The 14,964-nt window shown below is 63.8% G+C and carries 8 protein-coding genes; 7 read left to right on the forward strand and 1 reads right to left on the reverse strand.

Annotation, left to right across the window (positions count from 1 at the left end; all coding sequences use genetic code 11):
- Nucleotides 1-132 precede the first annotated feature (132 nt).
- Nucleotides 133-2,406, forward strand: coding sequence for a TonB-dependent receptor (locus tag BFQ00_RS08335; RefSeq protein WP_065933166.1), 2,274 nt, complete (start codon nucleotides 133-135; stop codon nucleotides 2,404-2,406).
- A 202-nt stretch (nucleotides 2,407-2,608) separates the two neighbouring features.
- On the opposite strand, the gene BFQ00_RS08340 is transcribed toward BFQ00_RS08335, so the two are convergent.
- Nucleotides 2,609-4,738 (reverse strand): TonB-dependent siderophore receptor, encoded by a 2,130-nt coding sequence (locus BFQ00_RS08340; protein WP_065933167.1) that lies wholly within the window; start codon nucleotides 4,736-4,738, stop codon nucleotides 2,609-2,611.
- Between the two features lie 409 nt (nucleotides 4,739-5,147).
- Here BFQ00_RS08340 and BFQ00_RS08345 point away from each other — a divergent pair, with 409 nt between their 5' ends.
- The 6 genes from BFQ00_RS08345 to BFQ00_RS08370 all read left to right on the forward strand — a co-directional run bounded on the left by BFQ00_RS08345 (nucleotide 5,148) and on the right by BFQ00_RS08370 (nucleotide 14,958).
- Nucleotides 5,148-5,954 (forward strand): ABC transporter ATP-binding protein, encoded by an 807-nt coding sequence (locus tag BFQ00_RS08345; protein WP_065933168.1) that lies wholly within the window; start codon nucleotides 5,148-5,150, stop codon nucleotides 5,952-5,954.
- Nucleotides 5,951-6,934, forward strand: coding sequence for a FecCD family ABC transporter permease (locus BFQ00_RS08350; protein WP_065933169.1), 984 nt, complete (start codon nucleotides 5,951-5,953; stop codon nucleotides 6,932-6,934). Before BFQ00_RS08345 ends, BFQ00_RS08350 begins: the two co-directional genes overlap by 4 nt.
- On the forward strand, nucleotides 6,931-7,974 hold the full coding sequence (locus BFQ00_RS08355) for a FecCD family ABC transporter permease (protein WP_065933170.1): 1,044 nt from the start codon (nucleotides 6,931-6,933) through the stop codon (nucleotides 7,972-7,974). Before BFQ00_RS08350 ends, BFQ00_RS08355 begins: the two co-directional genes overlap by 4 nt.
- 28 nt (nucleotides 7,975-8,002) lie before the next feature.
- Nucleotides 8,003-8,941: an ABC transporter substrate-binding protein gene (locus tag BFQ00_RS08360; protein ID WP_164420444.1), complete on the forward strand. Its 939-nt coding sequence runs from the start codon at nucleotides 8,003-8,005 to the stop codon at nucleotides 8,939-8,941.
- Between the two features lie 151 nt (nucleotides 8,942-9,092).
- Entirely contained in the window at nucleotides 9,093-10,085 is a 993-nt protein-coding gene (locus tag BFQ00_RS08365; RefSeq protein ID WP_130183951.1) for a TauD/TfdA family dioxygenase, read from the forward strand.
- A gap of 67 nt (nucleotides 10,086-10,152) precedes the next feature.
- Nucleotides 10,153-14,958 carry a non-ribosomal peptide synthetase gene (locus BFQ00_RS08370; RefSeq protein ID WP_065933172.1) on the forward strand — a complete coding sequence of 1,602 codons (4,806 nt, stop codon included), beginning with the start codon at nucleotides 10,153-10,155 and terminating at the stop codon, nucleotides 14,956-14,958.
- The last annotated feature ends 6 nt before the right edge of the window (nucleotides 14,959-14,964 follow it).

Here is a 14,964-nt window from a genome sequence, read left to right on the forward strand (position 1 = left end):
TACCCAAAGCCGCTGCCATTCAGGCCGCGGTTTTTTTCTTGCGAATATTTATCATTTAGATTGAGGGTTTGGGGTTCTGGTACGGAATCCTAGTGAATGCACTTCAATACTTCGCATCGAAAGGAATCCAGCATGTCGGAACACGGCCGCCCAACTCGCGCCCACCCTGATTTATCCCAGGCCACACCGCGTACTTTCCCGTTTACCTTGAACCGCACGTTCTCAGCCGTGCAGATGGCCTTGCTGCTCGGTTTGAGCGGCGGCTCGCTGGCCGTGTCGGCGGCGCCTGAACCGGAGGCGGCCACCGAGGTTCGGCCCGAAGCGGAAAAGAACCGCCTGGTGCTGTCGGAAACCACCATCGTGGGCGAGCGGCTCGCCGCCGACGACCTGCCACCTGCGTACGCGGGTGGGCAGGTCGCCGCGGGCGGTCGTATCGGGCTGCTGGGCAACAAGGACTTCGTGGAAACACCATTCAACGCCATCAGCTACACCGATGAATTCGTACGCAACCACCAGGCCAAGGACATCGGCTCGGTGATTGGTGCCACTGACCCGTCGGTCAACGTGCCGTCCAAGCGGTCCATCCTCGAAACCTTCTTCATCCGCGGCTTCAACACCAGTGCCAGCGACGTCACCTTCAACGGCCTGGCCGGCATGGCGCCGAACCTGCGCGGTTCGACCGAACTGGCCGAGCGCATCGAAGTGCTCAAGGGCCCGTCTGCGCTGCTCAACGGCATGCCGCCCGATGGCAGCGTCGCCGGCAGCATCAACATGGTGCCCAAGCGCGCCGCCGACGAGCCGCTGACGCGGATCACCACCAGTTACGAATCCAGGGGGCTGTACGGCGCCCACGCTGACGTGGGTCGACGTTTTGGCGAGCAGAACCAGTTCGGTATCCGCTACAACGGCGTGTACCGCGATGGCGACACCAGCGTGGACGACCAGCAGCAAAAAATGCAACTCAACGCCCTGGGCCTGGACTGGCGCACTGAGCGCGTACGCCTGTCCCTGGACGCTTACAAGCAGCGTGAGCGCCTGGATGGCGCCACCTATTTCGGCATCGGCATCTCGCCGGCGGTCAATAAAGTGCCCAGCCCGAGGAAGGGCAACCACTCCCTGGCACCGGACTGGGCCTACACCATCAACGACACCGAAACCGTGCTGGTCCGTGGCGAGGTCGACGTGAACGACTCGCTCACCGCCTTTGCCGCCTATGGCCAGCGCGACGGTGGCCGCAATGCCCTGATGACCCGTGACACGCTGATCAACAACACCGGGGACATCAACGTGCTGGCTTATCGCTCGGACGGGCAGGGCACGCAGAAGTCCGGTGAAGCCGGCCTCAAGGGCACGTTCGACACCGGCCCGGTAGGCCACGCCTGGTCTGTGGCCGCCACCCAGTACAAAACGGAGATGAGCTACAAGGACTTGATGATCCCCAACTATGTGGTCACCAACTACGACAACCTCGACTTCGGCCCGACACCGCCTCTGGGCAAATACGGCGCCGTCACCTCCCGCAGCGAAGCCAAGCTGAGAAGCTTCGCGTTCCTCGACACCCTGTCGTTCCTCGATGGCCGCGTGCAATGGACCGTAGGCTGGCGCAACCAGACCGTGGAAAGCGCCGGCCTGACGCCGGCCCGGGTCAAGACGTCCCGCTACAGCGACAGCAAGGTGTCGCCGGCGACGGCGTTGCTGGTCAAGGTCACCGACGACGTTTCGCTCTATGCCAACTACATCGAAGGGTTGTCCCAAGGAGGCACGGCACCCACCAGCGCCGCCAACTCGGGTGAAATCCTCAGCCCTTACCAGACCAAGCAGTATGAGGCCGGCGCCAAGTTCGACCTGGGCACCTTCGCCACCACTCTGGCTGTGTTTCAGATTGAAAAACCCAGCGCCTACACCGACCCTGTCACCAATATCTACGCCACCAACGGCGAGCAGCGTAACCGTGGCGTGGAATGGAGTTTCTTCGGTGAAGTACAACCCGGCCTGCGCCTGATGGGCGGCGCATCCTATACCCAGGCTGAGCTGACCAAGGCGTTGGTCAAGTCCAACGAAGGCAACCAAGTGACCGGCGTACCGAAGATCATCGCCAAACTGGGCGCCGAATACGACCTGGAAATGGTGCCGGGCCTGACCCTGACCGCCAACACCAACTACGTGGGCCGCCGCTACGTCACCGACGACCATCGTATGGAGCTGCCGTCCTACACCGTATTTGACGTGGGCGGCCGCTACACCACCAAGGTCATGTCCAAGCCCGTGACCTTGCGCGCCAATGTCGAGAACGTGGCCAACCGCGCCTACTGGATCGGTTCGTACAGCGGCGGCGACGGCAGCGGATTGTCCGGTGGCCTGGGTACGCCGCGTACGCTGCAGCTGTCGGCGTCGGTGGATTTCTAACCTTTAACCCGAGCGTGGGGGCGTCCGAGGATGCCGCCATGCCGGGTTGGCAAAGCGTTACGAACTCTCTGACGCATCGTGGGAATTAATCAAGGATCTGGTTTCTCCAGAGCGGAGAATGGGTCGCCCACTGCCTCTGTCCGTCAGGCAGATAAGGCCGCGCGCCGCAGCAAGGGGCTTGCTCGGCGCGCGGAGCGGCAGATCACCAGTTGAAGTTCACCGAGGTCAGCAGGGTGCGCTCGTCACCGTAGAGACAGGTGGAGAAACTGCACTGCGCGTAGCGCTTGTCGGTCAGGTTGTTGGCGTTGACGGTCACGTCCCAGTGTTCGTCGATCCGGTAGCGCGCCATGGCGTCGAACAGGGTATAGGCTGGCATGGCCGAATCCATACCCGAGGCCTGTGTTGTGCCCATGTAGCGAGCGCCGGCGCCCACGGTCAGTTTCGGAATGCCCCAGTTGACGAAGTCGTAGCGGGTCCACAGGGCTGCCTGGTGGTAGGGCGTTTCGTCGGTACGTTGACCCACTTCGGCGGCGATCGCGCTCTTGGTGGTGCGTGCATCGGTATAGGCGTAGGTGGCGATCACGCTGAGTGCCGGGGTGATATCCGCCTTGGCTTCCAGCTCCAGACCGCGGGAGCGTTCCTCGCCGGTTTGGCGGAACTCGTCGGTCGCTGGATCCTGCTTGAGCACGTTGGTCTGGGTCAGCTCGTAGACGGCTGCGCTGAGCAGCATATTGCTGTCCTTGGGCTGATAGCGCACACCCACTTCGTACTGTTTGCCTTCGGTGGGGGTGAAGGTCTGGCCGGTGACTTGCGCAACGGAAACCGGGAAGAACGACTCGCTATAGCTGATATAGGGTGCCAGGCCATTGTCCGCCAGGTAGACCAGGCCTGCGCGCCAGGTGGTGGCTTCGTCGCTTTGGCTGGCCTTGGCGCCATTGCGATGCGCTGTCTGCTGCTGGTCGGCCCAGTCGTGGCGGCCACCCACCTGCAGGACCCACTTGTCGCCGAACTTGATCTGATCCTGGAAATAGGCACCTTTTTGCAGCATGTCGAGCTGCGAACCACGGTCTGAGGCGGGGTTTTTGTTGACCGTTACGGGCTGACCATAATTGTAGCGACTCAGGTCCAGGCTGGGGGCTGCGCCTCGGAAGTTATGGGAGTCGTAGGAAGTGTCATAGCCGTCGAAACCGACCAGAACGGTGTGCTCGACGCTGCCGAGCTGCCATTTCGATTCGATATTGGTGTCGCTGCCCAGGGTTCGAGCACGCTCACGGCGATCACTGTATTGCCGTGCAAGGATGCCGGTGTTGGCGGCATTGCGGATCGCCGCTGCGGACGTCTGAGCTTGCAGGTAGTTCCACTTCACATCGGACTCGGAGTAACGCAGCTTGTGATTAAGCGTGAAGTGTTCGTTGAAGTGGTGGGTGAATTCGTACCCCAGGGCCGACATCTCGCCATTCATGTCGTCGTAGCCCGGCTCGCCGATAAAGTCGTGGCGGCCGATCTTGAAGGCGCCGTCACCCGCACCTTTGACCAACTGATAGGGCAGGGGCGCAGGGAAACGCGTATCGGTCTTCTGGTAGAAGGACAGCAGGGTCAGCGATGTGTCTTCGTCAGGGCGCCAGGTCAGCGCCGGGGCGATGTAGATCTTGTCGTCGTTGAGATGATCCTGCTGGGTGTCGCTGTTGCGGCTGAGCAGGGTCAGGCGATAGCTCAGGGTGTCGCTACCGGGCAGTGCGCCGCTGAAATCGGCGGCGAGCTGCTTGCGGTCATTGGAGCCTGTCTGCAGTTGCAGCTCATGAAGCGGCGTTTCGGTTGGGCGCTTGCTGACGCCATTTACCATGCCGCCGGGCGAGAGCTGGCCGTAGAGCACCGAGGCAGCGCCGCGAATGACCTCGACGCGCTCCAGGCCATAGGGTTCCTGAATGCCGTCGTAGGAGTTGTTCTGCAGGCGCAGGCCGTCGCGCAGCGAGCCGCCGGTGGCGGATTCGACGGAGAAGCCGCGCATGCGGAAACGGTCCGCAGTGCGGTTGAACGAGGTCGCGCTGGCGGTGAACCCTGGCGTGTAGCTCAGCGCCTGGGCCAACGTTTCCGCCTGGCGGTCGCGGATCTCGTCGCTCGTCACCACCGACAGCGACTGCGGCGTCTCGGTGATCGGCGTGTCGGTCTTGGTAGCGCTCATGTTGCGTTTGGCTACATAGCCGACCACATGTTCGGTGGGCTGTTCAACGCTTTGCCCGGTAACGTTGATGGCATCAATCTCCAACGGCGCAGCCGTGGCTGCCGGGTTGGTCTCAGCGGCATGCAGGCTGCCCGAGCCCAGGCTGGCCATGGCCAGTGCTAGCGCGGTAATGCTGAAGGCTGGGCGTCGGGCGAAACGTTCGGGGCTTAGGTGCGTAACCTGGCGCATGGCGAAGGTACATCCTCTGGTCTTCTGTTATGTGTGCGCAATGCGGAGGACTTTCTGTGATCCTTCACGCCAGTGCGCCGTGGCAGTCAGCAATAGCGCGCGAACTCTACATCTAAATGAGAAATATTTGTACTAGCTCACGCGTTATTGTCATCACCAAGATATTACTGCAAGCTAATGCGCATAAATGTTCAAGGCCTGGACGCTGCCCGAAAGGCAATGTCCGCCCTGAGCTGGACGAGATTCGCGGTGAACCCGCATGCCCGGCAATCTGCGCTGGCTCTGAGCCAAGAGGGCGCTGGCGCGGTGGTTCGAATTCGAGTGTGTATGCATGTTGAAAGCGATGGGGCTTCAGCTTCAATTCGACGAATTGAAGGTGCTCGATGACATCAGTCTGACCATTCACGAAGGCTGCTTTACCGCATTGATCGGGGCCAATGGTTGTGGCAAGACCACGTTGCTGAACGTGCTGGCGCGCATGCTACGCCCGGCCAGCGGCGACGTCCTGCTGCAGGGTAAGCCCCACGTTCAGCTCTCGCGACGTGATCTGGCGAGGCAAATAGCGCTGTTGCCGCAACGCACCGCTTCGCCTGCCGGCATAACCGTGCGCGAGCTGGTCATGCAGGGGCGCTACCCCTGGCAAAGCTGGTGGCAGCAGTGGAGTGACGCCGATCAGCAGGCGATCGACCGCGCCGTGGCACTGGCCGACGTCGGCATGCTGCTGGACCGCACCCTGACCAGCCTGTCAGGAGGGCAGTTACAGCGCTGCTGGATTGCCATGACTCTGGCGCAGGAGACCCCGGTCATCCTGCTCGACGAGCCCACCACCTTTCTCGACATCGCTCATCAGATCGCCTTGCTCGAACTGCTCGCCGATCTGCGTGACCAGGGACGCACGGTCGTCGCGGTTCTGCATGACCTCAACCAGGCCGCGCGCTACGCCGATCAACTGGTGATGTTGCGCCAGGGCAAGGTGCACGCCCAGGGCACGCCTGCCGAGGTCTTCACTGCGGCCAACCTCAAGGCGGTGTTCGATCTGGATGCGCATATTCTCATTGATCCACATTCCGGTGATCCTCTGTGCGTGCCGGCTTCGCCTGCGCGCATTCGCGCACTCCACCGCCAGGTAGCCCGATGACGGGTGGGTGGCGCTGGTCGATCTGGTTATCGATCTTGATCGGCATCGGTCTGGCGTCGACGCTGCACCTGGCCGTGGGGGCCAAGTCGATCCCCTGGAGCGATGTCTGGCAGGCGCTGCTGGCGTATGACCCGAGTAATTCTGATCACAGTGTCATCCGCGGTTCGCGCCTGCCGCGCCTGTGGGTGGCGATGGTTGTGGGCGCCTGCCTGGGGCTGGCCGGCACGGTGATGCAGGCGGTGGGCGACAATCCGTTGGCCGACCCGGGCATCCTCGGCATCAACAGTGGTGCGGCCTTGTTCGTGGTCATTGGCTTGCTGGTGCTACCCGGCAACGATATGACCATGATTCCCCTGTTTGCCTTCAGCGGCGCTCTGGTGGCCGCCATCGGCGTCACGCTGCTGGCCGGGCGCACGCCCAATCCGGTGCGCCTGACGCTTTCGGGAGCGATGATGGCCGCGCTGTTCGGCGCCATCACCGCGATTCTGCTGCTGCTCGATCAGCAGGGGCTGGACAGCCTGCGTCGCTGGCTGACCGGCTCGCTGGGTATCAGCGGGGCAAACCTGCCGAGCTGGCTCTGGCCCTACCTGATCGTCGGCATGTTGCTTTGCCTGATCAATGTGCGGGCGTTGAATGCCTATCGGCTGGGCGCGCAGGTGGCCTCCAGCATGGGCGTCAACCTGTTGCGGATGCGGCTGTTGAGTTTGGCGGCCGTGGTGCTGCTGTCCGGTTGCGCGGTGGCGTTGGCTGGCCCCATCGGTTTTGTCGGGCTGGTAGTACCCCATGCGGCGCGGCTGCTGGTAGGCCACGACCTGCGGCAGCTAATGCTGGCCGCGCCGCTGCTGGGCGGCTTGCTGCTGGTGCTGGCCGATATAGTGGCGCGCACCCTCGTGAGCCCGTACGAACTCAACACCGGCATCGTCACCGCGCTGATTGGCGGCCCGGTATTCGTCGCGCTGGTACTGAGGAAGCTCAATTGAGTCGCTGGCTGACTACGCCAAGGCGTTGCCCCGGGTTGCCCTGGGTCGGCCGACCCATCGATGTGCTGGCGGCGTTGGTGCTGCTCTTGTTGCTGATGGGCTTGACGCTGTACGCGGCGAGCGTAGGCAGCTACACGACGGGCATGGCTCAGCTCTGGCAGAGCCTGTTCGCCGATGATGAGACGGCGCTGGCGGCCAGCGTGCTGTGGGAGTTGCGTCTGCCGCGCATCCTGCTGGCGATACTCGGGGGCGCGGCGATGGCTCTGGCTGGCGTGTTGATGCAGTCACTGACGCGTAACCCACTGGCTGCGCCGGGATTGGTCGGGGTGGAGGCGGGCGCCAGCGTCACCATGTTGCTGATCCTGGTGCTGTGGCCGCAGGCTTTGCCGCTGTCGCTCTATCCTCTGGCAGCGTTGCTCGGCGGTCTGGCGGTGGCGCTGTTTATCGTCGCGCTATCCTGGCGCGGTGGCATTGCCCCGCTGCGCCTGATTCTGGTTGGTGTGGGGCTGACCGCCATGCTCGGTGCCGTCGCCGATCTGCTGATCACCTACGGCAATATCGATCGCGTCGAATCGGCGCTGATGTGGCTTGGCGGCAGCCTGCATCGCAGTGGCTGGCCGCAGGTGCAGAGCCTGCTGATCTGGCTGCTGGTGGCGGGCCTGCCCCTGTTGTTCTGTCATCGCCAGCTCAATCTCCTGCAGCTGGGCGAGAGCGTGGCGCTCAGTCGCGGCCTGAATGCACCGGTGATAATGCTCTTGCTGTTGCTGTGCAGCGTCGCGTTGACGGCGGCAACGGTGGCCAATATCGGCGTGATGACCTTCGTTGGTCTGGTCGCGCCGCACCTGGCGCGGCAGTTGTGCGGTGACCGGCATGGTGCGTTGTTGCCGCTGTCGGCCCTGTTCGGGGCCGTACTGGTTCTGCTGGGTGACACTTTGGGGCGCGGCTTGCTGCCGCCGTTGCAACTGCCGGCCGGTCTGGTGGTGGCGATTATCGGTGCGCCTTATCTGTTGGTTTTGCTGGCGCGGCAACGCAACCGTTGACGCGTGGTCACTTAAGGATATGACGAAGATGTTGGTGAAGTTCAAAGCCCTTTCCCTGATAGCCTGTGTACTGTTGGGCCTGAGTTCGATGCAGGCCGTCGCCGCCGAAACCCGTGTCTTCGAGAACCGTTTCGGCCGTGTCGAAGTGCCCGTCGCACCGCGTTGCGTGGTCTCCCTGCATGACCTGAGCCTGACCACCCAACTGCTCGAACTGGGCATAACCCCGTGCGGGTCCACGGGGCGCAAGAAGATGTTCTCGGACGCGTTGTTCCGCGGCGCTCAGCAGCGCTTCGATGTCTCCGGCATTCGCTATGTGGGTTCGCACCAGTCGCCCGATCTCGAGGCCATCGCGGCGCTCAAGCCTGACCTGATCATCGGACTGTCCTATCACCAGGACCTGAAAGAGCGCCTCAGCCGCATTGCCCCGGTGGTGCTGCTGCCGGCGCGCGAGACCGACATCAAGACTTACGCCAAGGAGCTGGCCGAACTGGTAGGCAAGCAGCAGCGCTACCAGAAGCTGCTGAACGAATACGAATGGATCGTCGGCGAATTCGCCAAGCGGGTGAAGGAACCGGGGCGTATCACGGTGACCACCCTGGAGGTGTATCCGGACGGTTTCCAGCTGATCGGCCGTTCCGGCATGGATGACGTAATCGCCGATTTCGGCCTGGGGCGCGTGTCGGCCTTCAAGGAGGCGCGTCAGAACGTGCCCTACAGCCTGGAGCGCATTGGCGACTTCGACAGTGATTTCATCATCGATACCTATGAGGAAATGCTCGGTTCGCAGGCAAGCACCGAGGCCTTCCGCCGTTCGCCGCAGTGGCAGAACCTGTTCGCGGTGAAGAACCATCAGTTCCTGTATTTCAACCGCAGTCGTTTTGCCGACACCATGCAGGGCATGATCGGCTCGGCCTACCTGCTGCTGTCGCATATTGGCGAGCGCGATTACAACCTGCAGGAAAAGTGATCCATCCAGCCTGGGTAAGCGGCTGCGGCCGCGCAGGTGATGGCTGAATAGTGCCCAGGACCTTAGGTTTAAATAATATTAGTTCGTGTTTGATAATGAGTCGGTTTTGCGATAATTTTGTGCCCCTCGTCAGTAGCACAAAGGAACGCAGATGCTTACCGATTTGCTCAACCGCGAAAACCATTCACTCGATGAGGTTCAGGCGGGTGTCGAGGGACCGCTGCCCTTTGTGTTGCGTGCCCCTGTGCCAGGCGACTCCTGGCGTGATCACGCAGAGCTGATCCGGCGTGCCGCCGACAGCAACCTGCAGACCACCGGTGGCATCCTCTTTCGCGATTTCGCCTTCCGCGACGCTAACGACTTCGAGGATTTCGCCCGCTGTTTCGGTCACGAACTGCTGACCTACGACTACGCCTCCACGCCACGCACCAAGCTCAACAGCCGCGTGTATACGTCGACCGAATACCCCGCTCACCAGGTCATTCCTCTGCACAACGAGCAGTCCTACTCGTTGAACTGGCCGATGAAAATCTGGTTTCACTGCATCCAGACCGCGCCGGTCGGCGGTGAGACGCCCATCGCCGACAGTCGCCTGGTCTATCAGCGCATCGATCCCGCCATCCGCCAGCGTTTCGCCGACAAGCGCCTGATGTACGTGCGCAACTATGGCAATGGTCTGGATCTCTCCTGGCAGCAGGCGTTCAGCACCGAGGACCGCAGCGAGGTCGAGCGTTTCTGTCGGCTCAACCACATCGACTTCGAGTGGAAGGACGACGGCGAGCTGCGCACGCGCCAGGTCTGCCAGGCCGTCGCGCAGCACCCGGTCACTGGGGAGTGGGTCTGGTTCAACCAGGCGCATCTGTTCCACATCTCCAACCTCCCCGAAGCGCTGCGCGAAACGCTGGTGTCGATCGTCGGCGAGGAGGGCGTGCCGCGTAATGTCTTCTACGGTGATGGCTCGCCCATCGAGCTGGAGGCGCTGGAGCATGTGCGCGATGTCCTGCAGCGCACCCAGATCAGCTTCCCCTGGCAGGCGGGCGATGTGCTGATGCTCGACAACATGCTGGTCGCCCATGGCCGCTCCACCTTTCAGGGGGCACGCAAGGTGGTGGTGGCCATGGCTGAGCCCGCCTCGGCCGTCTGACGCTGAATAATCCTCGAAGCCACTGCCAGGGTGGCTGACCTCGAATCCGCACGATGAAGGACGACACATGCTCGATCGCTTGATGCATGACTGCTGGCTGCGCGGTATCCGCCTGTCCGCGAGCGAAGGCCGCCTGATGATTTCCACAGGCTTGCCTGAGGCTCTGAGTACCGAGTTGGAGCGTGAGCTGCACGTGCGCAGTGCGGAAATTCTGCCCTGGTTGGCGCGTCACCCTGACTACTTCCAGGCGCGCCCGCTCAACGATAACGAGCGGGCCCTGTGGTTCCTGCAGCGTATGGAACCCGGCAGTTGCGCCTACAACATCGCCCTGGCCGGGCGTATCAGGCCGCAGTACCTCTGGGCAGATCTGCCCCATCGTCTGGAGCGGGCCTGGCAGACGGTGCAGCAGCGTTATCCGCACCTGTGCAGCGCCTATGTCGAACGTGATGACGAGTTGCTGCAGTGGGACAGCCGCCCGCAGCCCACCTCATTGCAATGCGAAATCCGGCAGGACGCGGATGCCGCCAGTGTGCAGCGACGTGTCATTGAGCTGGCCGACAAACCCTTCGATCTGGCTGCCGGTGAGGTCAGCCGGCTGGTGCTGTTGAGCAACCAGTTGGGCGACCGTGTCGAGCATACGCTGCTGCTGGGCATCCACCATATCGCTTCCGACCTGACCACCTTCGACGTGCTGTTCGGTGAGCTGTTCGCCCTGGTCGATGGCGACGCGCTTGCTGATGTCGACCCCGAGGCCTATCGCAACTGGGGCAGCGCGTTGTACCTGCGCAGCGAGGCGATCGAGGCCGAGGAACTGACCTGGTGGCAGGCGCAACTGGCCGAAGCGCCGGCGCTGGACCTGCCCATCGACTTCGCCCGTGGCAGCACCCAGGGCTTCGAGGGCGCAGAGCTGTCGTTCCATTTTGGCGCGGACAACAGCGAGCGGCTGCGTGCGGTCGCCAAACGCCTGGGCGTGACGCCCTACGTCTATTGGTTCTCACTGTTCCAGCAATTTCTCGGGGTGCTGTCCGGGCAGGATGATTTCGTCCTCGGTACGCCCAGTGGCTGGCGCCTGAAGCGCGAGCAGGCTGAACTGCCGGGTTATCTGGTCAACCCGTTGCCGGTGCGCTGCCGTTTGCGCCGTGACCTGTCCAGTGCTGAGTGGGCCAAGCAGGTGGCGGGCACTGTCCGGCAGACCTTGCGCCATCGTCACTATCCCTTCGCGCGCCTGGCCAAGCACCTGGATCTGCCGCGGCAGATGGGCCGGGCACCGGTGTTCCAGCACATGTTCACGCTGAACAAGGAGCGTGACGTGCCGTTCGAGCGCTACATTGAGCGCATGATTGGCGAGCAGCGGGGTGCGGCCCACGAATTGAACCTGGTGATCATCGATGACCTGCCCGAGTTCGTCGGGCGCTGGCGTTACAGCAAGGCGCTGTATCGGCGCGAGAGCGTCGAGCGTTTTCAGGCGCAGTTCATTGCCCTGGTCATGGCGGCCCTGGAGCAGCCGGACGTGCCGTTTGCCGAATTGGACTGGCTGCCTCTCGACCAGCGTTCGCAATTGTCTGGCGAACGCCTGCCGGTACCGGAAGAGAGCGCCTGGAACGCTTTTGCCAAACACTGCATGGAGAATCCCCAGGCCATCGCCCTGGAGGATCAGCAGGGGCAACTGAGCTATGCCGAACTCGCCAGCGCCGTGGTTGCCCGTGGCGAGCGCCTGCACGGTTCGCTGAGTGCGAGCGGTGATCGGGTTGCCCTTTGCCTGCCGCGCAGCCGCGAACTGGTGATGCACATGCTCGCCGCCTGGCAGTGCGGCGCGACCTATCTGGCCCTCGACCCGCAGTGGCCCGCGTCGCGTCTGCAGGATATTTGCCTGGATGCAACGCCCACTGTCTACGTGGGTGAGGGCGAACGGCCAAACTGGTTACCGACGCAGGTGCAGTGGCTGGCCGTGCCGGTCGAGGCGCTGTTCAGCGATGCGCCGCTGCGCACCCGCGTGCCGGCGGACGTGCCGGCCTACGTGGTCTACACCTCTGGCTCCAGCGGGCGGCCCAAGGGCGTGGAGGTGACCCAGGGCAACCTTGTTCACTATGTCAGCGCCTGCCTGGCGCGGCTGCGCTTGAGCGCCGACGCCAGCCTGACGAGCCTGGCCAGTTGCGCCACGGACCTGGGCCACACCGCCTTGTTCGGCGCGCTGCTCAGCGGCCGGCGCTTGCGCCTGCTGGACGAAGCGCTGGCCTTCGATGCCGAGGAGCTGGCGGCGCTGCTCGGGCAGCAGCCGGTGGACATGCTGAAGATCGTGCCTTCGCACCTCAACGCCCTGCTGGTGGCCAGCGAGCCGCAGCGCCTGTTGCCGCGCCAGTGCCTGGTACTCGGTGGCGAAGCCCTCGGCGCCGATCTGCTGGCGCGGGTGCGCGCCCTAAGCCCGCAGCTGCGCATCGTCAACCACTACGGGCCCAGCGAAACCACGGTGGGCGTGCTGACGCACGACGTCGAAGGTGAGGGTGACGCACCGCTCGGACGCCCCCTGGGCAACGTGCAAGTCAGCGTGCGCGGGCCGGATGGCGCAGTGCTGCCGGCTGGCGTCAGCGGCGAGTTGTATATCGAGGGCGCGACCGTGGCGCGTGGCTACCTGAGTGCCGGCGAGGCCGATCGGGCGCGCTTCGGTGCACGGGGTTACCGCACGGGTGACCGGGTACGCCTCGATCATCTGGGGCGGGTGCTGTTCCTCGGGCGCCTGGACGAGCAGGTGAAGATTCGCGGCTACCGCGTCGAGCCTTCGGAAGTGGCGGCGCAATTGCGTGCGCTGCCACAGGTCGATGACGTGCGCGTACTCAACGCACCGACGCCCTTGACCGGCAACCGCCTGGTGGCCTTCCTGGTCGCCGGGCCGAGCGCACTGGCGGACATTCAGGCCGCGTTGCAGGCACGCCTGCCGGATTACATGCTACCGGCGCAATGGCATTGCCTGGAGGCGCTGCCACTGCTGGCCAATGGCAAGGTCGATCGTCAGGCGTTGTTGAACCTGGCCGAGCAAGCACCGCGCAATCTAGAGGCGCGTACCGAGCAGCCGTTGAGTGCACTGGAAAGCGCCTTGCTGGCGATCTGGCGTGAACTGCTGGGTCACCCGAACATCGGCCCGGACGACAACTTCTTCGCCCATGGCGGCGATTCGATTCTCGGCCTGCAGATCATTGCCCGTGCACGCCAGCAACAGATCACCCTCACCCCCAAGCAACTGTTCGCCGAGCCCAGCGTGCGGGCGCTGGCGCGGGTGGCGCAGACGCCACAGCGCGCCAGGGTCGAGCGCCTGCTGGTGATTGCCCGGGAGATTCTCGAAAAGCCCGAACTGCAAGCCGACGACAACTTCTTCGCGGTCGGTGGCGATTCGATCCTCAGCCTGCAGATCATCGCCCGTGCCAAGCAGCAGGGCCTGCAGCTCAAGCCCAAGCAGATCTTCGAGTGCCCTTCGGTCAGCGGCTGGGCCGAGCAGGCCGTGGACCTCGCCAGTGTGGTCGAGCAAGCCAAGGTCGATAGCGCCGAGCCAAGCGCCGCTTTTGCCCTGACGCCGATCCAGGCCTGGTTCTTCGACCAGCAGCAGACCACGCCACAGTATTGGAACCAGTCCCTGTTGCTGGCCGTTCACCAGCCGCTGGAACCGGCGCGCCTGGCCCCGGCGCTGGCGAGCTTGTTGCGGCGTCACAGCAGCCTGCGGCTGATCTTCGAGCAGAGCGGGCAGGGCTGGCAGCAACGCTATCAGCCGCTGTCGGCGGCGATGGAAGACACGCTGCTGCAGGTGGTCGAACAGCCGCTGGACGACGCGCTGCTGCAGCAGTGGCAGCAGGGTTGGCAACTGGATCGAGCCCCGTTGATCCGCTGGGTGTATTTCACCGGCAGCGGACACCTGCTGTGTACGGCGCATCACCTGCTGGTCGATGCGGTGTCCTGGCAGGTGCTGCTCGACGAGCTGGAAAGCCTGTACCACGACCCGCAGGCTTCGTTGCCGGCGGTTTCCACCCGCTTCGATCGCTGGAGCGAGGCCTTGCAGCGTCATCGCCAGGCCCCTGAGGTGCTGGCCCAGCGTGACTACTGGCAGGCGCAGTTGGCCGAGGAGGGCGACGTCGCCCGTGATGTCAGCGTGTATGGCGAAAGCCGCACGCTGGAAACGAAACTGTCCCTGGAGAAAACCGAATGGTTGCTGGGCGACTGCCATGGGGCCTACAGCACCCAGGTGCAGGATCTGCTGGTCGCGGCACTGGCTGGCGTGATCGGCCAATGGCAGGGGCGTGAGCAGGTCACCCTGGAGATGGAAAGCCACGGTCGCAGTGGCTGGGAGCAGGGCCCGGATCTGTCGCGCTCGGTGGGTTGGCACACCAGCCGTTACCCATTGGCCGTGCGTGCCGCCGAACAGCCGGAGGAGGCGATCATCGCCGCCAAGGAGGCATTGCGCCGCGTACCGGAGCAGGGCATCGGCTACGGCCTGCTGCGCCTCGACCCACAGCACGGGCTGGGTGCCGCTTCGCTGCTGACCTTCAACTACCTGGGACGGGTCGACCAGTGGCTGGGGGGTTCGCGCCTGTGGCGCCTGGCGCAGCCGCTGTGCCCGGCCATGCGCGCCCCCGACACCCGTCGTACCCATCTGCTCGACGTGACCGCCCTGGTCGACCAGGGCCAGTTGCACATCGAATGGCGCTACGCCCCGCACGTGCATGACCAGGCCCTGATCGGTGCACTGGCGCAGCAGTTCCAGCAGGGTATCGAAGCCCTGCTCGAACACTGCCTGGCCCCCGAGGTTGGGCGCGCCACCGCTGCCGACTTCGCCGACTCGGGGCTTTCCGACGACGAATTCCTCGGCCTGCTCGAGCAACTGCAATGAGCACCC

The sequence above is a fragment of the Pseudomonas sp. 28 E 9 genome (assembly GCF_900004785.1).
In the GTDB taxonomy this organism is placed as follows: domain Bacteria; phylum Pseudomonadota; class Gammaproteobacteria; order Pseudomonadales; family Pseudomonadaceae; genus Aquipseudomonas; species Aquipseudomonas orientalis_A.